This window comes from Nostoc commune NIES-4072 (assembly GCF_003113895.1).
GTDB classification, from domain to species: Bacteria; Cyanobacteriota; Cyanobacteriia; order Cyanobacteriales; family Nostocaceae; genus Nostoc; species Nostoc commune.
On sequence record NZ_BDUD01000001.1, the window covers coordinates 5733709 to 5752630 of the forward strand.

The 18922-nt window shown below is 39.4% G+C and carries 15 protein-coding genes; 8 read left to right on the plus strand and 7 right to left on the minus strand.

The features are described from left to right. Window positions 1-15 precede the first annotated feature (15 nt). Window positions 16-198: a DUF6888 family protein gene (locus tag CDC33_RS41995; protein ID WP_109011300.1), complete on the plus strand. Its 183-nt coding sequence runs from the start codon at window positions 16-18 to the stop codon at window positions 196-198. Beyond that, on the plus strand, window positions 195-386 hold the full coding sequence (locus tag CDC33_RS25580) for a DUF6887 family protein (protein WP_109011301.1): 192 nt from the start codon (window positions 195-197) through the stop codon (window positions 384-386). The genes CDC33_RS41995 and CDC33_RS25580 overlap by 4 nt, the downstream gene beginning before the upstream one ends. A gap of 104 nt (window positions 387-490) precedes the next feature. Here CDC33_RS25580 and CDC33_RS25585 read toward each other — a convergent pair whose 3' ends face one another. From CDC33_RS25585 to coaD, 3 genes are all read right to left on the minus strand, one after another. After that, window positions 491-817: a Ycf66 family protein gene (locus tag CDC33_RS25585; RefSeq protein ID WP_109011302.1), complete on the minus strand. Its 327-nt coding sequence runs from the start codon at window positions 815-817 to the stop codon at window positions 491-493. 138 nt (window positions 818-955) lie between these two features. Then, a complete protein-coding gene (locus CDC33_RS25590; protein ID WP_109011303.1) occupies window positions 956-1624 on the minus strand; it encodes a F0F1 ATP synthase subunit B family protein in 669 nt (222 codons plus the stop codon). After that, window positions 1534-2085 carry a pantetheine-phosphate adenylyltransferase gene (gene coaD, locus CDC33_RS25595; protein WP_109011304.1) on the minus strand — a complete coding sequence of 184 codons (552 nt, stop codon included), beginning with the start codon at window positions 2083-2085 and terminating at the stop codon, window positions 1534-1536. The genes CDC33_RS25590 and coaD overlap by 91 nt, the downstream gene beginning before the upstream one ends. Window positions 2086-2489: 404 nt before the next feature. On the opposite strand from coaD, the gene lgt reads away from it, so the two are divergent. The 5 genes from lgt (at window position 2490) to CDC33_RS25620 (ending at window position 6805) form a co-directional block, all read left to right on the plus strand. Beyond that, window positions 2490-3365 (plus strand): prolipoprotein diacylglyceryl transferase, encoded by an 876-nt coding sequence (lgt, locus tag CDC33_RS25600; RefSeq protein WP_109011305.1) that lies wholly within the window; start codon window positions 2490-2492, stop codon window positions 3363-3365. Window positions 3366-3562: 197 nt separating this feature from the next. Then, the gene (gene cobM, locus CDC33_RS25605; RefSeq protein WP_109011306.1) at window positions 3563-4378 is read left to right on the plus strand and encodes a precorrin-4 C(11)-methyltransferase; all 816 of its coding nucleotides are present in this window, start codon (window positions 3563-3565) and stop codon (window positions 4376-4378) included. A gap of 160 nt (window positions 4379-4538) precedes the next feature. Beyond that, a complete protein-coding gene (locus tag CDC33_RS25610) occupies window positions 4539-4892 on the plus strand; it encodes a phenylpyruvate tautomerase MIF-related protein (protein ID WP_109011307.1) in 354 nt (117 codons plus the stop codon). 78 nt (window positions 4893-4970) lie between these two features. Beyond that, a complete protein-coding gene (rlmN, locus tag CDC33_RS25615; protein WP_109011308.1) occupies window positions 4971-6065 on the plus strand; it encodes a dual-specificity RNA methyltransferase RlmN in 1095 nt (364 codons plus the stop codon). A gap of 269 nt (window positions 6066-6334) precedes the next feature. Then, window positions 6335-6805, plus strand: coding sequence for a hypothetical protein (locus CDC33_RS25620; RefSeq protein ID WP_109011309.1), 471 nt, complete (start codon window positions 6335-6337; stop codon window positions 6803-6805). Between the two features lie 78 nt (window positions 6806-6883). Here the strand turns inward: CDC33_RS25620 and CDC33_RS25625 are convergent, their stop codons facing one another. From CDC33_RS25625 to folB, 3 genes are all read right to left on the minus strand, one after another. After that, window positions 6884-7063 carry a replication restart DNA helicase PriA gene (locus CDC33_RS25625; RefSeq protein WP_109011310.1) on the minus strand — a complete coding sequence of 60 codons (180 nt, stop codon included), beginning with the start codon at window positions 7061-7063 and terminating at the stop codon, window positions 6884-6886. A gap of 821 nt (window positions 7064-7884) precedes the next feature. Continuing rightward, complete coding sequence (locus CDC33_RS25630) at window positions 7885-9177, minus strand: diguanylate cyclase (protein ID WP_109011311.1); 1293 nt, start codon at window positions 9175-9177, stop codon at window positions 7885-7887. Between the two features lie 817 nt (window positions 9178-9994). Beyond that, window positions 9995-10363: a dihydroneopterin aldolase gene (folB, locus tag CDC33_RS25635; protein WP_109011312.1), complete on the minus strand. Its 369-nt coding sequence runs from the start codon at window positions 10361-10363 to the stop codon at window positions 9995-9997. Window positions 10364-10539: 176 nt separating this feature from the next. Between folB and menD the strand changes: the two genes are divergently transcribed. Continuing rightward, the gene (menD, locus tag CDC33_RS25640; protein ID WP_109011313.1) at window positions 10540-12300 is read left to right on the plus strand and encodes a 2-succinyl-5-enolpyruvyl-6-hydroxy-3-cyclohexene-1-carboxylic-acid synthase; all 1761 of its coding nucleotides are present in this window, start codon (window positions 10540-10542) and stop codon (window positions 12298-12300) included. Window positions 12301-12699: 399 nt separating this feature from the next. On the opposite strand, the gene CDC33_RS25645 is transcribed toward menD, so the two are convergent. Then, the gene (locus CDC33_RS25645) at window positions 12700-18417 is read right to left on the minus strand and encodes an ATP-binding sensor histidine kinase (RefSeq protein ID WP_109011314.1); all 5718 of its coding nucleotides are present in this window, start codon (window positions 18415-18417) and stop codon (window positions 12700-12702) included. Window positions 18418-18922 lie beyond the last annotated feature (505 nt).

Sequence of the window (18922 nt, forward strand, 5' to 3'; positions counted from 1 at the left end):
AAATTAAATAAGGAGGTGGAATTAGAACCGACACCAGAGCAGTTGGGAGCGTATTACCGGATGTCAGTAAGAGCAAGCAATCTGCTTCAATCGATAAACGTAGTGCGCCTAGACGAAAGGACAAAGCGCATATACATGCTAGTTGGAGACACAATACAAATAGAAATCTACCCTAACGGTGAGGTAACGTTTCCATGACAGATTCTAACTACCAAGCGATGACTGATGAAGAGTTGCGGGACTGGGTTCGCTACCATCCCAAAGATATAGAAGCTTTCCACATTCTCATGGATAGATTAGAGCAACGTCCAAAAGTGTTTTGCAGCACAGATGAAGAAATTGAAGCCGAATTGCAAAAGCGAATTAACCAAACGCGATCGCAGTAAAGGATACTAGGGACTGGGGATTAAGTAATTTTTACACTACCCAGTACCCATTTTTCTGAATTTTAAACACAAATATTATTAATTAAATTATCTCAATTCTCAAATTACCTATTTCTGTAAACTGCATTAATTACAATATCTTTAATAGCGAAATAAATAATTAATAACAGTAATAAAAATTGCTCAAACTGAAGAATTGGATCTAAACGCCAACCTTGAAAAAACAAGATTACTCCGCACATTAACATTATAATTGGTGTAAATATCACTTGAATAATGTAAAGAGCTAAAGACCAACCTGTAAGCCTAGTTCCACGTTGGGCTAGCCAAGCTACTGTTAAAATAAAGTAAATAACTGCCAAAATAAAATAAATAATTCCAATTAAACCAGCTAGATTTAATCCAAAATTCACTTGAGCGAAAGTAAGCATTTATAAAAAATCCTGTTTAATTAAAAGCTAAAATTTTAAACCTATTACTAAGTAGATTAAGCTTAGAGGATAAAAATTGTTGGGTTTCGCTATTGCTTAACCCAACCGATAATTTTTTCTCATCTCTCGTTAGAACCTCTATTTTTTATTACCTGGAGGTGAATTGCGTTGGGTGAGGTTATCAATTTGCAATTGTTGCCGTCCGTTGGTGATAATTCGCAACATCTGCTTGAGATCCTGCTCAATATTTTCTAGAATGCCATCAGCATAAGCATCAGCACCATCTTCAATTTCTTGAGCCTGAGCGATCGCACTTTGCCTCATAAGCTCTAACTCTTGTTGACAAGCATACCTTTTACGCTCAATTTCCGAGAGCGTTTCTTGCATTATTGCGTCACACTCTTGTTGTACTTGTCGGCGCAGTTGTTCAGCTTCTTGTTGCGCCTGGTGAATAATATCGCTTTCAGCTAAAATTTGCGCTCTTTTTGCTTGCGCGGCCTCAACAACCTGCTGTCCATACTCTTCCGCTTCCAGCAGAATTTCGTCCTTTTGGTTGAGGATGACTGCTGCTTCTTGAAAAAGCGATGGTAACGCAAGCCGGATGTAATCAAGCTGATCTAGCAGCTTTTCTTCATCTATGAGAGTGCGTCCCGTCAAAGGAATTCTGAGACTAGAGAGAACCATTTCCTCTAGACGGTTGAGTTCCTGCTGGATATCTATGCTTCCCTCTCCACCGAGATGCTCTTGAGGGGGGGGATTGCTTCCGTTGAGATTGGGTTCGACATTGGAGAGTTCTGATTGTAGCATTGGTATATATCTAGGGCAATGTGTGGGGGAACGAGATGATCGATAGAGCCACCAAACCTTGCAATCTCTTTTACCACACTACTACTTAAAAAACTATATTCATTCGAGGTTGCAAGAAAAACTGTTTCTATTTGGGTAGAAAGAGTTTTATTGGTGTGAGCCATTTGCAGTTCCACTTCAAAATCTGACACAGCCCGTAAACCCCGCAGCAAAACTTGTGCTTGTCGCATTTGGGCATAATTGACGGTAAGACCATCAAAGCTGTCTACATCTACATTAGGTAGATGTTGTGTAGAAAGACTGATCTGATCTAGCCGTTGCTGCACACTAAAAAGTGGCATTTTGTTAGGGTTCCGCAGTACAGCGACAATTACCCGCTCAAACAGCCGACTACCGCGCCCGATGAGGTCAAGGTGTCCCAAGGTGATGGGGTCGAAGCTACCAGGATAAATAGCAATCACAATTTTAGATATATCAAAGTTGTTTAGGTGATTATATCGAAACTCTTTTGTGTAACTTACTCAAATTTACCATCTTGCGTTCTGAGTAAGGATGCTTTACTCAATTGTTTTGCTAGTACAAGTTATGCTCAATTAGACGTTAGGAACTATAGCGGTGCAATATAGCCTCAACCTCACCCTGCATTTGAGTCAAGCAAACACTCTCCTCTTCAAAACATCGGAGAGGGGTTGAGGATGAGGTTGAACAAAACCGCTATAAACTCCTAAATATGGATGCTGGATTTCTATTTATGTCCCCACGAAATTGTGGAGTACTTAAGTACAGTTCTAGCATTCGACACCCAAAAAACTCCGTACTTAGCAAAGTGCGTGGGTAGTTAACGAACTATTCTAGGTAATTTTTCATGGCACTGGATTTTTCCACCTTGCCCTTGGCATTTCAATTTACTTCTCCAGGACCGATTCTGGTGAAATTAGGGCCACTCAGTATCCGTTGGTATGGCTTATTGATTGCCACAGCAGTGTTAATTGGCGTTATCCTTTCCCAGGAATTGGCAAAGCGTCGTAATGTTAATCCTGAGTTGTTAGGCGATTTATTCTTTTGGTTATTGATTGGGGCGATTCCTGGCGCACGGCTATATTACGTTTTTTTTGAGTGGTCAAAATATGCCCCAACTCCAGGGAAAATCTTTGCTATCTGGGAAGGAGGTATTGCCATTCATGGAGCAATTCTTGGTGGCGTTTTGGCTGCGTTAATCTTTGCCAAAATTAAGCAGGTTTCTTTTTGGCAACTGGCAGATTTAGTAGCGCCTTCGCTGATTTTAGGGCAAGCGATCGGACGTTGGGGTAATTTCTTTAATTCTGAAGCTTTTGGCGATCCGACAAATTTACCCTGGAAGCTGTATATTCCCCCAGATCATCGTCCTCTAGAGTATGCGAGTTTCGATTACTTCCATCCCACCTTCCTCTATGAATCTCTGTGGGATTTAGCGGTGTTTGCATTGCTAATAACGTTGTTTTTCCGGTCTTTGTCCGGTAAGCCACGTTTGAAGGTAGGCACGCTGTTTCTAGTTTACTGGCCAGCCTACAGCTTAGGACGCTTGTGGATTGAAGGTTTTCGCACTGATAGCCTGATGTTAGGGCCGTTACGAATGGCACAAGTAGTCAGTAGTCTAGGAATTTTATTTGGATTACTTGGATTAGCTTGGCTTTACTTACTCAAACGCCCTTTACCCGATGTAGTGCCTACTCCTAAGGGAGATGGGGAGATAAGGGGATGAGGGAGCAGGGGGAGCAGGGGAGCTTGGGGGAGAAGAATAACTGATGCCCAATTCCCAATTCCTAAAAAATAAAAAATGCCCCAGAGTATTCTCTAGGGCTTAACCAGGGTGCATCTACCATTACTCTCTACTAGGGAAAGAGGGTGAATCCGGAAAGATACTGAGAAAATATCAAAAAAGTTTTTTGAGGGATTGCCGTGTCTTCTTCTAAAAGTGAAAATCTGAGTTATGAAAAAACACTATATGCCATAGAACCATCTGTGTACATTGTGGGAGCAGGCCCTGGAGATCCTGATTTATTGACGGTGAAGGCGCAGAAACTACTAGCTGTTGCTGATGTGATTTTATTTGCTGATTCTTTAGTACCCGAACAGATTTTAGAACTTTGCCGAAAAGATGCGGAGATAATTAGAACTGCGAATCAGACTTTAGAAGAGATTTTGGCGATTATGATCGATAGAGTGCGATCGCAACACAAATCTCTCGTCCGTCTCCATTCTGGCGATCCTAGTCTCTACAGCGCCATCCACGAGCAAATGCACCTCCTCGCTGAAGCAAATATTCCTTTTGAAGTCATACCTGGTATCAGCGCCTTTCAAGCCGCAGCTGCCAAACTCAAAGTAGAGTTGACTGTCCCCGGTTTAGTTCAAACCATCATTTTGACGCGGATCAGTGGACGTACAGAAGTCCCCGCCACTGAAGAATTAGCCTCTCTCGCGGCACATCAAGCTAGCCTCTGCCTATATCTAAGTGCGCGTCATGTCGAAAATGCCCAAGCTAAACTACTCGAACACTATCCAGCCGAAACCCCGATTGCAATTTGCTTTCGCATCGGATGGCCCGATGAAAAAATCAAGGTTGTCCCCCTGAATGAAATGGCAGACTGCACTCATAAAGAAAAACTAATTCGCACTACACTTTATATAATCAGTCCAGCCCTCTCGGCAAATAAAGGGCGATCGCGTTTATATCATCCCGAACATAGTCATTTATTTCGCTCATCTCATAACTAAATGGTGGGCATTGGGCATGAGGCATGGGGCATTGGGCATTGGACATTGGGCATGGGGCATGGGGCATTGGTGATTAATTCTTCTCCCTCACTCGCTCATCTCTTTTGCGGTTCGATAAACTTAACAGTGTGAATAAAATCCCAAATCTTAATTCAGTACTATGCCATTAATTAAAGTGCAAACTTCTGCAACTGCTCCTGAAAAAGCTGAAATTGAATCAATGCTTTTAAACCTATCAGCCAAGTTAGCAAAACATTTGGGAAAACCAGAATCTTATGTAATGACTGCTTTTGAGCCAGAAATTCCCATGACCTTTGCAGGGAATACAGACCCAGTTTGCTATATTGAAATTAAAAGCATTGGCACAATGAAACCAGACCAAACCGCAGCAATGAGCCAGGAATTTTGCCAGCAGATTAACCAAACTCTAGGTGTGCCGAAAAATCGAATTTATATAGAGTTTGCAGACGCTAAGGGTGCGATGTGGGGCTGGAACGGTACGACCTTTGGGTAATTCCTCGTCTTCTTTGGTCAAGCCTAAGTTAATCTGGCAGGTGTAGGATAGAGATCCTACATCAACTCTTGATTTTTTATGTCTGCTACGCCTCTTGTATCTCAAGTTGAGTTACACAACCAAGTAAAATCAGAATTAATTCCCCCCCTTCTCGGCGCTTCTCTTGCGGAGTTAACCACTTGGGTACAGCAGCAGGGACAACCTGCTTATAGAGGAAAGCAGCTGCATGAATGGATCTATAACAAGGGAGTGCGATCGCTAGCTGATATTTCTGTTTTCTCCAAGCAATGGCGGAAGGAATTAGCAGAAATCCCCATTGGACGCTCAACTTTACATTACCGTTCTGAGGCTCCCGATGGCACAGTCAAATTTCTTTTACGATTAGCAGACGATCAAATTATCGAAACTGTTGGCATCCCAACCTTTGCAGAAGCGGGAGATGGGCCAAAATCTCGTTTGACAGTTTGCGTTTCTACTCAGGTGGGTTGCCCAATGGCGTGTGATTTCTGCGCTACTGGTAAGGGAGGCTACAAGCGTAACCTAGCACGGCATGAAATTGTCGATCAGGTGTTAACTGTGCAAGAAGATTTTCAGCAACGGGTTAGCAATGTAGTGTTTATGGGACTAGGCGAACCTTTGTTGAATACTGAGAATGTCCTAGCGGCGTTGAAATCTCTGAATCAAGATGTCGGTATTGGACAGCGATCGCTTACAGTTTCTACAGTTGGGATTCGCGATCGCATCCGTCAGTTCGCGCAAAACAATTTGCAAATCACCCTCGCTGTAAGTCTCCACGCCCCGAATCAAGCACTGCGGGAAAAACTCATCCCCAGCGCCCGCGCCTATCCTCTCGAAGATTTGCTGGCTGAATGTCGAGAATATGTGGAAATCACTGGACGCCGCGTTACCTTTGAATATGTTCTCCTCGCTGGTGTCAACGATTTACCAGAACATGCATTGGAACTGTCAAAGCGTCTGCGAGGATTTCAAAGTCATGTGAATTTGATTCCTTATAATCCTATCCAAGAAGTGGATTACAAACGCCCTAACCGCGATCGCATTCAAGCATTTGTCAACGTCCTTAAGCAACAAAATACTGCCGTTAGTGTGCGTTATTCCCGTGGTTTAGAAGCTGATGCTGCTTGTGGACAACTTAGAGCAAGTAAGAATTAAACCTCTTGCAGTCAATTTTATGAATAAATATAGAACCGCAGATAAACGCAGATGTATCTTGAGGATTATCTCTGTTTATCTATGGTGTAAAACTGCCTGAAATCTCTTTTTAAACCTACTTGCCGGAGATACATGGATTACGGAAATCCGGCAACCCATCTAAAAATGTGAATGTATAATTTAATTAAGATAAATATATAAATAATGTTGAAATTTTAATGGTTTAGCGATCGCTCAACCCAACCTATAACAATTGAGGAAATAACTGCATGTTGAATCGCTTATTAAGGGTTAAAGCATGGCTACTATTGATTGTGCTTGGAAAAGCTTTATCAATTAATTCTCCTGCCTATGCACAAATAATTCAGACGAATCCTCAGCAACCTGAGTCTTTTCAAGAAAGAATGAGACAACAACAAGAGCAGCAAACTCAGCGAACACAACAGCAATTTAACGAAACATTGCTTCGACAACAGTTTCAGCAACCACAGTTACAACAACAACTGAGACTACAACAGCAACAATTTACACAACAACAGCAAGAACTTATACGCCAGCAACAACAGAGACTACAACAAGAACAACTTAGACAGCAATGGCAAAACTTTACACGACAGCAACAACTAAGAATACAACAGCAACAATTCAGACAAGATCAACAAATTAGACAACAGCAACAATTGAGGTTACAAGAACAGATACGACAGCAAAAACTCCGGCAACAGAATAACAACCTGTGAAATGCTCGAAATTGTTGACAACTAAACTTTATTCTTAAAAATTAGAGAAAATTTTCTCTAATTTTTAATTTTTAATGACTAGCGCCGTGCATAAATACCTGGGGCGTAAGCCTCAATCACTTTACCAGTGCGAGTGCAACTAATCATCAAATAGTCACAACTAGAGCATTGTGTTCGAGTTAATTGACTATCAGAAATGTAATAGCGTTCAGCTTGGCAGCCGCAATTCGGGCAGTAAATTTTTTGTACTGTCTGCATTTTAAAACCCCTGGTTGTAACTATTTTTTATTTGAGAAAACTGCCAGTGAAACTAGCGAAATTTTTGATTTGACCCAACTTAACAAACTGTCTTAATATTGGCTGATTATTTTAAACAAAATTTCAGATTTGAAAGATTTACGATATCTTTGTATATTATCCTAACATTTAGGTGATTTTACCCTCCCACTTTAGATACATAAATTGTTTTTTAATTAAATACTGCTTAGAAATTTACTGATCCCTATGACGAATGCCTTGAGAAAGACTGATTTACAGGCATTTCAGAGAAACACAAAAAAAGCCGTTCTTGTATTCAAAAATTAAATACCGAAAAATACTGTATATTTAGTCACAAAATATCTATCTTAAGATTTAGTTAATATTTGCTACAAGATTAATTAAGATTAAAACTAGTGAACTTCTAAGGCAACGGCTTTTTTCGTTCGCAGTATAACTTCAAAATCCGCTCAAGATTCTTTTAGGGTGTGATTTCTGCGCTATCGATTCAGTAATCAAGACTTAACCCCCCAACTCTTATAGGGTTGGGGAAGAGGTTCTTTCAGGATTACTAAGGATGAAATTATCGATTAGGTTTTGACTGTGCAAAAAGATTTTTAGCAATGAGTTAGCAATGTAGTGTTTATAAGTATGGTGAACCGTTACTAAGCATTAACCCAAGTTGTGGGTTATTAACCTCCAAGCAAGATATAACTAGTACAGCACGGTGTAAATAAGCAGACCATTGAAAAGCTCCAAAGAGCTTATTTCATAATACTTTTGACTTTTGACTTTTGACTTTTGACTTCCGCCTCGCGGTACTAGCCACTTGGGTTAAAGATGGCATAAGTGGCTTTTCCCTGCCTTTTAGCTCGGTACATAGCAATATCAGCATCTCGCAACAAAGTTGCAGGCTCCTCATAATGACTAAAATTCCAAGTAATACCAATGCTAGCTGTAGTAGATAATTGATATCCATTCAGGTTAAGTGGCAATCGTAAGGAGTCTTGAATCCGTTTAGCAACATTGGTAGCGTCGGTAATATCTTTAATATCCTCTAAAAGAACTGTAAACTCATCACCACCAAATCGTGCTACAGTATCGCCACCCCGTAAGCACGACTCTAAACGTCTAGCGATCGCTACTAAAAAATCATCCCCTATTCCATGCCCAAAGCGATCGTTAATCCCCTTAAAGCCATCTAAATCTAAAAATAAAACTGCAAAATAATAATCGTTTCTGCGTTTGCTACGTTCAATTGTTTGTCTGAGCCGATCTAAAAATAAAACCCGATTTGGTAATTCTGTAAGCCCATCATAAAAGGCATTACGGATCAGTTGTGCCTCTGTCTCTTTGCGTTTGGTAATGTCTTGAAAAACAAAAACTGCGCCAGTAATCTTGCCATTTTGATCGCGGATAGGTGCAACATTATCCCCAATCGCTATTTCTTTGCCATCTTTGGTAATCAATGTACAGTTTTCTGGTAAATTGAAAATTTCGCCTGATTCGATTACGTATCTAGCTAAATTTTCAATTATTTCTCCTACATCTTTGTCAACTAAGCTAACTACTTCTGCTAAATCTTTCTCAAATGCTTCACTTTGCTTCCAGCCAGTGATTTGTTCTGCCTTAGTATTCATCATTTGAATACAACCATTAGTATAAGTCACAATAACTGCACAGCCCATACTGTTGATAATTGCTGCCAGCCTCTGTTTTTCTTCGTATAATATCTTTTTGCTCTGATGTTTGTACAGAGCCATTTCAATCGCTAAATATAAATCACTTTCAAGAAATGGTTTAACTATGTAACTAAAAGGTTCACTTAGCTGATTTTTTTGTGATTTTTTATATTCTGAACTCTCTGTTATATATATTACAGGAATATGGAAATCATTCTGGATAATATCTGCTACATTTACACCATCAATTTCCTCAGCTAGGTTGATATCAATTAATACTAAATGTGGATGAGTTTCTGCTACCTTTTTGATTACCTCTTCACCAGACTTAGTTATTTCTAAAACTGAATGACCTAATTTTTGTAAACTATTTCTAATATTTGAGGCTAGGATTTTCTCATCCTCAACAACTAGGATTTTGCGGACGAACATGTTACAATAACCTGTTTGCTAAGGTTAAGATTTTTGCTATGAGTATCAACTCATGTAAAATCTCATTATCTTATCATAAACAATTTCTACCTATTCTGTCTTCTTGGCTGATATAAATACTGAGTCACGATCAAATAACATCATTTTATTAAGCTCCAATAATTTCTGTACTTGTCAAAGCTAATTTTGATTATTTCATAGGGCTAATGTCAAGCTATTAACATTGAACATAAATTCTTATGTAATTTCTAGCAATTAAAAAGCAATTTTCATAAATTATGTAAGAATTTTTCCGAATAAAATAAATACTGCGTATAGTATTTATGTATAAATTAATCAACACAAAGAAATCATTAAATCACAACATAGTCCTTTTCTGTAAGTGAAAATAACATAATGTGTTGTTATTAGTATAATAGTAAACAATCACTATAATATTACTAAAAATTAATCATCGTCGGGTATTAAAAATTTTAATAGCGCTCTGTATGCAAATAGATTTTATCTCAGTCAGCGTCTAAATTACCGTCTGAAACTATCTTAGATTTTAAATGGTAAGTGAAATAGTATTATTTAAAACTATTGATAGCAGTTTCCGTACAGATAGGGTACAGAAAAAAATAATTAACCATAGATGAGCGTATATACTCGTAGAAACGCGCATCTTTGCATTGGTGTCAATTTAAATATAGCTTCACTGAAGGCTTGACTCACCCGCCTGAAACTAAAGTTCCAGGCTAACAGCTAAAGTCTACTTCAGTAGACTAAAGATTTTTGGGTGTTATTTAGTCATCAAGAATAGAACACCTTTTGTGATTTAGAGATCGGACTTACTTTTAGTCACTTCAATGCTAATTTTGCCACCAAAATCTGGAATAGGTGCAGCAGGTTTGCTCAGAATGACTTGAACTTGTGTTACACGATCGCATTCTTGGAGAATAGAATCTGTAATCGTTGTTACCAACTTCTCCACTAAAGCAAACTTAGATGTTTTGACCAGATGTTGTATCAAGCTAATGACGCTGCGATAATCTAAAGTGTCTTCGATCGCGTCAGTCTTGGCCGCTGTGGAGATATCCAACCATAACCTCACATCCACCTCAAACCATTGTCCTAGCACCTTTTCTTCTGGTAGATACCCAGTGTAGCCATAGCAGCGAATTCCCGTTAAATGAATGCAGTCCATAAATGTTTGAGAGCAAATTGTGCATTTTGTAGAAACTGGAGCAAGTTTGCTTGGGAATTTTCCTGACCACAAACTCGCGTGGCGGTCTTGGGTTCCATCCTTGCATTTGTCAAATCCCAGATGGATTTTAAATTGATCCCTAGAGAAAATCTAAAATTTAAGATTGTTTTATAGCTATGTTTGATTTAAAGCCGATCGCTTATAGGAATGTTAATCAACTTTGGGCTTATATTTTAACAGAGACGTTAAAGCGGTTGGGATTGACTTGTGCTATCATTTGTCCGGGATCGCGCTCTACACCCTTAGCGATCGCCTTTGCTCAACAAGCACCTGAAATTGAAGCGATTTCCATTCTCGATGAACGTTCCGCCGCCTTTTTCGCCTTGGGACAAGCTAAAGCAACCGGACTACCTGTTGTATTAGTTTGCACCTCTGGTACAGCAGGAGCAAATTTTTATTCAGCAGTCATTGAAGCCTCATATAGTCGCGTCCCACTGTTGCTATTAACCACCGATAGACCGCCAGAATTGCGAGATTGTCACTCTGGGCAAACTGTAGATCAATTGAGATTATATGGAAACTACCCAAATTGGCAAACAGAGTTAGCCTTACCCTCTGCTGATATGGGAATGCTAGCTTATCTGCGACAAACAATAATTCATAGCTGGGAAAGGGCGCAAACTCCTACAAAGGGGCCAGTACATTTGAATATTCCCTTTCGTGATCCTTTAGCGCCTCTTCCTGATGGAACCGACTTGAGTTATTTGCAATCACAGTTTCACGCAGAAGACTTTTTTGCAGGAATAGCAAACACCACCCCATTCCCTACTCCCCACTCCCTACTCCCCATTCCCCAACAATGGAAAGAATGCGATCGCGGCATTATTATCGCAGGCGTTGCCCAACTGTCGCAACCACAGGAATATTGTAGAGCGATCGCGCAACTTTCCCAAACTCTCAAATGGCCTGTGCTAGCTGAGGGACTCTCCCCAGTCAGAAATTATGCCGAACTCAATCCTTATTTGATTTCCACTTATGATCTGATTTTGCGAAATCAGCAACTAGCAAAGCAGTTAGCGCCCGAAATGGTGATTCAAGTGGGAGAAATGCCTACAAGTAAAGAACTGCGTAGCTGGATAGATGCAACCCAACCGCGACGTTGGGTAATTGATCCTAGTGACCAAAACCTTGACCCTTTGCACGGGAGGACGACGCATTTACGGATATCTGTAGAAGAGATAAAAGTAGAGGAGGGAAATTTATCTTTATCCTCAGACTATGGAAAGCAATGGTGTGATTTGGAAACGAAAGTCAGGTTAGTGGTTGACCAGACAATGGGGAAAATAGATGAAATAATTGAGAGTAAAGCAGCTTGGTTAATTTCTCAGATTTTACCGCCAGGAACGCCTCTGTTTATTGCCAATAGTATGCCTGTGCGGGATGTGGAGTATTTCTGGAAACCGAATAATTTAGGAGTGCGATCGCACTTTAACCGGGGTGCAAATGGCATTGATGGCACATTATCCACAGCTTTAGGAATTGCCCATCGCCAACAAAGTAGTGTGATGTTAACGGGAGATTTAGCACTGTTGCATGACACAAATGGTTTTTTAATCCGCAATAAGTTTGTCGGACATTTGACAATTGTGTTAATCAATAACAATGGCGGTGGGATTTTTGAAATGTTACCCATTGCCAAGTTTGACCCGCCATTTGAAGAGTTTTTTGGCACTCCCCAGGATATTGATTTTGCTCAGTTGTGCGCTACTTATAATGTGGAGCATGAATTGATTACTTCTTGGCAGCAATTGCATGAAACATTAAACCCACTTCCAAATACAGAAATTCGGGTTTTGGAGTTGCAGACAAATCGCAAAGCCGATGCCAAGTGGCGACAAGATAATTTACGGAAATTTGCCGCAGATATTGTAATTTAACTCTGCCGTTAGATATTACTAAATAGTGAGATGCAAGGCAATACTTGTCGGGTTTTGGGGAAAAGGGGAAAGAAAAAACCTTTAACCTAAACCCAGTAACCTTTTCCCTAAACCCAATGCCGAGTTAAAAATTCTTAACCGAGCAGTATTGAGATGCAAGGTATTAAATTTGCCAAATGTTTATGGTGTCAAAATTAAAAGTGATTTATATAAGCGTTTCAAGTGCTGGTGACCTTGCAAAATCTAGTAGCCCCGCAAAATTAATGAAACAGACTACTAGTGGTCTGTCCCATTAAATTTGAAGGGTTATAAAAGTTCGTAGTAAGGACTTTAGTCCTTGATTTGAGCGATAAATCGCTCACTACAAACCCTTCATAACTAATAGGACAGACTACTAGTTTATATATCTGACTGTTGCATTGGTATCTCAATCACAAACTCAGTCCCCTCTCCTAATGTGGAATCACAGGTTAAACTACCCTTGTGTTTGTCCACAATAATCTGATAGCTAATCGACAACCCCAATCCTGTGCCACTTCCTACTGGCTTGGTAGTAAAAAATGGGTCAAAGATTTTTTGCTGCACTACTTTTGTCATGCCAGAACCGTTATCAGCAATCCGAATAATCACCGTATTAGAATCTGTTAGTTCGGTAAATATGTAAATTTGTCCTATCCTATGAGAAGCCAATGATGCGTCTATGTCTTTTATTATTTGCTCTTTGTTATTTACTAATGATGGATGAGCAATAACAAATGAATCTTCTAAAGCATCAATCGCATTACTTAGGATATTCATAAACACCTGATTTAGTTGACCAGGATAACAAATAACTTCCGGTAAGTTTCCGTATTCTTTGATAACTTCAATTTCAGGAAAACCGCTTTTTTCTTTAAGGCGGTGTTGTAAAATCATTAAGGTATTGTTTATTCCCTCATGAACATCTACAGGCTTCATCTCAGATTCATCTAAGCGAGAAAAGTTGCGTAAGCCCAAAACAATATTCCGGATACGCGAACTTCCCACTTTCATGGAATCTAAAATCTTTGGCAAGTCTTCTGTTAAGAAATCTATGTCAATTTCCTCAGCTTTATCCTCAACTAAAGGCGAAGGATGGGGATATTCCTGCTGATAAATAGCGACTAAATCTAGCAAGTCTTGAACATAATCGCTAGTATGACTAATATTGCCATGAATAAAGTTAATAGGGTTATTGATTTCATGAGCAATTCCTGCGACCATTTCTCCCAAAGAAGACATTTTTTCACTTTGAATCAATTGGATTTGAGTACGTTGTAATTCCTGTAGAGTTTCTTGTAAACAGTGATTTTTGTCGTTGAGTTCCTGCGTTCTTTCTTGGACTTTCTTTTCTAAAGTATGGTTGTAGTCTTCCAAGCTTTCTTTAGTTTGTGCCAAATTTTTGTAGAGGATAGCATTCTCTAGAGATATTGCTGCTTGAGTAGTGAGGAGTTTGAGAACTTCTACGCGATCGCGTGTAAATGCTCCTGTCGTCAGATGATTTTCTAGATAAAGAATCCCAATCAACTTACCTTGATTTAGAAGAGGTATAGACAACAAACTTTTAGGTTCTTCAGTAAGAATGTAGCTATCACCTGCTAAGAAAGAAACAGTATTTGCATCATCAATAACCAAGATTTCTCTGGAGCGTTTAACGTAGTTAATCAAAGTAATAGGAACATCGTAGCTTAACTCAAGGCAAGTTGAAGGAAACTCAGTGTAGGTACGATCAAAATGCGAATTTGAACACACCACTGTGACAGTTAATGCTAAGTTCTCACCTTCACTCAAAATTAAAGCGCATTTAGAGGCTCCTGCATTCTCCATAACAACTTCCATTAAAGTAGAAAGTAGTCGCTCAAGCTCGATTTCCCCAGAAAGGGCTTGAGATGCTTTAATAAATGCGGCTAAATCCAGAGAGTCAGAAATACTTCTTTTCGAGCCAATAACAGTTTGTTGATCGCTTAAGGTAGCTAAAGATGATATAGATATGTTATTTACAGAAGTGGTTTCATCACTGGGATGGATACTCACTTTTTCTTGCTGGAGTATAGGAGTAAGTAATTGGGGATAACGTTTTGTTAAATCATTAACTTTGGCTAACGCTCCCCAATGAATGTAACCATAGTAGGCATCAGTTAGGTAGGTTTGGGCAATCTTATTTTTGCCCCGTTCTAGATAAAATTTAGCGGCAAGTTCGTTGGCAAGAGCTTCTTCGTTGATATATTCATATTCTTTAGCAAAGGCGATCGCGCGATCGTAATTATCCATTGCCTCTATATATTGATTCAGAACTCGATGCCGCTCTGCCTCAACTAAATAAAACTTATGCAAATAATTCATTGGGGCATGATTTGCCCAGTGCTGCATCTTTTCTTGATTGACAGCAACCTTATTTAAGATTTGTTCTTGTTCAGATTTCTCAACATCAGAATAAACTGCCAGTCTAGCTAGTGAGTCATAAAAATGGAATATAGGAAAAACGAACTGTCCTATCCCACCATGCAAATAATTTTCTGCCAAGCGAGCATTTTCAACCGCTTGAGAGTATTTATGAAATAGGCAACAGAGATGCAGTTTAGTTGAATACAAATATAACAGTCCCATGCCATCGTTTGCTTCAAGGTGAGTCGCCAACATTTTCTCTTCATCGTAGGCTTCACCAATTAAAAGATGCGGATTTTCCGCAGTACCTATCAAGTTCAAGACACTCTGCCGATAAATCGCGCTCCAGTTAAATACTGTTTCTTGCTTAATTTGACCGATTGCACTGTTGTAAATTGCCATCTCCTGTTCCAGTCCGGTCAGTTCTCTACCAACAAAATATGAACAGTAGCAATAAACATTAAGAGCATAGGCTGCATATTCTAAATCTCCCGTTTCTAGTCCAGCAGAATATGCTTCCAGCAAAGGTTTTAAGTTTTCCTTAGCATGTTCCTTCCAATGCCGGATAGCAGCATTAAATACCTCTATAACCTTAGCTTTGACTTCTTTAGCATTAAAACGAGTTAACAAACTTGCAGCCAGTTTCCCAAATTGATAGCCCAACTCAATATTTCCTACTACCCCGCAGAGTATTACCCCATAAGCTACATAAGCATAGGCTGACAAGGAAGTGTTACCGTATTTAAGCGATAAATTAATCTGTTTAAAAGCAAACAAGGGATAAATTACAGGAAAAACTTGATAGGCATGACCAAGGGCACTCGATATAATACGCATAGATGCTAAAGCTTGCTCTTTTGTCATCTCAGGCAGGTCAATTAAATCCTCAATACGCTTGCCGTTAAGATTTGATGTTAACTCTGCCATCGCAAGCTGAATATCTGATTGGCTTGGATGCTCAGGAAACTCCACTCCCAAAAGTTTCAAAAAGGTTAGAGCAGTATTCACAGCTTTCAGCGCTTGGTTCTGTGCCCCATAAGCCTGAATTTTGACTTCATAAACTTTTACTTTTTCTAGCAGTGGTTTGCGTACTAACACTACCTCTGCCAATTCTTCCATCTGTTCAAAGTTGCCAGCTAGGTATGCTGCCTCTGTCGCAGTTTCATATAAAGCTAGGGTGAGATGATGTTTCGTCTCCCAACTATCATCTGCCAGCAGTTTGATGCCAGTAGTTAAATACTTAACGGCCGCGGGATAAGCTGTTGATGCTAAAGCTTTACGTCCAGCAATTAGATTCATCTGGGCCAGCTCATCTCGTTTAGCTTGAGGAGAGATAAATTCTACTGCTATATTAAACTGATTGACAAGCTCAAAAATCTTTTCTTCTTGTTCTGCAACTGGAATATTATTCAATAATAGTAGCCCAATTTTTAAGTGAATTGGCTTTTTTTGTTCTTCGGGAATTAAAGAATAGGCGGCTTGCTGCACTCTATCGTGTACGAATTTATATTTAGGTAGCTGTAAATTAGAAATTGAAAATTGTGTAGATTCTATCCCATCAACAATAAAATCTTGATTAATATTATCTCTTGTAAAGATATTATAATTTTCAGTCTGTGGTAAAACTAGCCCATCAATTAATGCTTGCCACAAGTCTGATGCTGTATCTACTATAGATTTTTCATTGGCGATCGCCAAAGTTTTTAAGTCAAATTCATTACCAATACAGGCAGCCATTTTCAAAACTTTTTGGGTAAGTATTGGCAATTTTTCGATTTGCAGGGTGATAAATTTTACGACATCATCTGTGAGAGCTAATTCTTTGACTTGGGAAATATCATACTGCCAATGACCAAGCTCCAAGTTGAATGCAATTAGCCCATCATCATGTAAAGACTTGAGGAATTGGACGCAAAAGAATGGGTTGCCCTTAGTGTTGGCAAATACCATCTGAGTCAGAGGAAGTGCAACTCCTTCAGGGCAATGCAGAGTATCAGCAATTAGATGATTTAAATCACCCTGATTTAAGGGTGCAAGGGTGATCGTATTAATAGTTGCTCCTGCTTTTTGAATCTCTTTTAGTGTCAAAGAAAGCGGATGTACCTTGGAAACTTCATTATCTCGAAAAGAACCAACTAACAGTAAACCTCCTTTATTTTCATACATCTGTTCTGTCTCTTCTGAAGCAGAAGACAACTTGCTTTCACACATTAATAACTGAATTAATTTTAAAGATGCCGTATCTGCCCACTGCAAGTCATCAAGAAATAAAACTAGGGGATGTTCTTTCGTTGTAAATATTTGGATGAATTTTTGAAATAATAAATTGAACCGATTCTGGGCAGCACTGCCAGAGAGTTCTGTAACCGGAGGTTGCTTACCAATAATCTGTTCTAGTTCAGGAAGTACATCAATAATAACCTGAGTTTGTGTACCCAATTTTAAGAGAATTTTGGCTTTCCATTGTTGAATTTGGGCATCATTTTGCGAGAGCAGTTGCCCAATTAAGTCCCGAAAAGCTTGCACCAATCCTGACAAAGGAATGTCACGTTGAAACTGGTCAAATTTCCCTTTGATGAAGTAACTACGCTGACGCACAATAGGTTTGTGGATTTCATTGACTACAGCAGTTTTGCCAATGCCAGAGAAACCCTCGACTAATATCATTTCTGTTGTCCCCTCTGTCACACGCTTAAAAGCAGCGAGTAGGGTTTCAACTTCACTTTGGCGACCATAGAGTTTTTCAGAGATTACAAAACGGTCTGAGATGTCTCTTGCGCCTAATTCAAAGGGTGCAATATTTCCTCTTTCTTGCCATTGGTTTTGGCACACTTGTAAGTCATGCTTTAACCCCAAAGCACTCTGATAGCGGTCTTCGGCATTTTTTGCCATCAGCTTGCTGATAATGTCAGACAAAATTGGTGGAATATTAAAGTTAATCCGACTGGCTTTTAGCGGTTGTTTAGCAATGTGAGAGTAAATTAACTCCATCGGATCTTTTGTGATGAAGGGTAACTGTCCGGTGAGGAGTTGAAAGAAGGTGACACCGAGGGAATAAAAATCAGTGCGATAGTCAATACCTCGGTTCATCCTTCCGGTTTGTTCTGGAGAAATGTAAGCTAGGGTGCCTTCTAATACGTTGGGATTCGTGAGAAATTGAATTTCTCTTGGTAGGAGAGTGGCAATACTAAAATCGATGAGTTTTATTTCAGTTGTGGTAGGGTTTATCAGGATGTTGGCAGGCTTGATGTCTTTATGAATAATCCGTAGGCGTAACTCGCCTTCTCTACGAGAGGCTCCGCGAAAGGTCTCGCAGTGCAGTCCTTCAAGAATAGAAGCAATTTTAATAGCAATGGGGAAAAACTCATTGAGGGAAAGCCAGTTTTCCTTATTCTCCTTGTTCTCCACTCGCCAGTCTTGCAGGGAAATACCACCAAAATCTTCCATCACTAAGATGTAGCTGTTACGGTAGTTTTCTAAGCTATAGGTTTTGATTATGCCAGGAAGATCGAGGTTTTTGGTGATGATATATTGATTGCGGAACTGGGCGATTTCGCCGAACGTAGGATATTCATTCCGCATCAATTTGAGAACAACTGGTTTTTGATCTTGTTCTCTAATGCCACGATAAACTAGCGTTTTACTACCTGAGTAGATTTGCTCGGTGATGCGATAGCCAGGAAATACAGAGAATGTATCTAATAATACTGACATTACGGGGTATGCTCATAATTCTTGTTTATATGGCTTAGTATTCCCCTGCGAAGGCTATGTTTATCATGAAATAGGAATTTTATATGCTTAAATTTTATTGAGACATATCCTTTTTTAGTAAATATTCTATATAGCAATGTTTTCTATAGCATGGTCTATTTATGTAGTTTACCGCCGTAGACATCGCAGGATAATTCAGAAAAGCCTGAAACAACCTCAAGATAGTTAATTTATATAATTTACATAACGATGCATTTTTACAGTATGTAAGTCCTACAAATAAGAAAAAAGCCTGCCGTTCTCCTTAGATTAAGAGCAAAATACGGCAGGTTTTGTGGGTATTGGGCTGCTTTTCTAGACTGTCAACCTCTTCTTTTGCCAAGAAGCTGTTCGCGTTCGGGGAATTCAAAATTCAAAATTTATAGAAGTGCAGATAATTGCTAGTTATGTTTTCCTGCTTTTGAATTTTGTTTTCAATGATGATTTGTCAACATAAGTATTCTTG